Raw genomic sequence first — 572 nt, 5'->3', positions numbered from 1 at the left:
GGCCGGGGGTGCCGGCGGCGGCGGGGGAGCCGAGGCCGCGACACCGCTTCTGCCGCCGCCGTTGGCCGGGGCCGGGGCCGGGGCCGGGGCCGGAGCCGGTGGCGGTGGCGGGGAAGGTGCGGGCGGCGAGGCCGCGACACCGCCTACCCGCCGAGCCGACAGGAAGGTCCCGCCGCCGCTGTTCGGGCCGATCGGCGGCGAGGCGGATGGTGACGGTGGCGGCAGCGATGCGTTGTCGGCGTCGGCGTCAGAGGCGTCGGCGTCGGTGGTGGATGCGGGCCGGGAGGAGCTGTCACCTGCGCGTTCCGGCGTGTCTGATTCGGCGTCTGTGCGTTCTGGTGCGGCCGAGTCGGCGTCTGTGCGTTCTGGTCTGGCCGAGTCGACGCCTGGCCGTGCCGGTGCGGCCGAGCCCGCGCCGCTGCGGACCGTTCACCCGGAGCCGCCGGGGGAGAGCCTGCACCTGGGCCCGGCCCGCCCGGCTCCGGGCCACGGCCCGGTCACCCCGGACCGGGGCCGGGGCCTGACCGGCCCCGCCCCGGACGGCGGAGCCGCGCGCGCCGCATCGGACCCGG

Annotated in this window: 1 pseudogene; it reads left to right on the top strand. The window is 79.9% G+C overall.

Annotated features, from left to right (window positions below):
• Positions 1–358: 358 nt before the first annotated feature.
• Positions 359–572, top strand: a pseudogene (locus CIB93_RS38515) (hypothetical protein); the annotation flags it as partial.

The organism is Streptomyces sp. WZ.A104, assembly GCF_002382885.1.
GTDB lineage: Bacteria > Actinomycetota > Actinomycetes > Streptomycetales > Streptomycetaceae > Streptomyces.
Note: the sequence above shows the minus strand (reverse complement) of the source record. Positions and strands in the feature narration are given on the sequence as shown.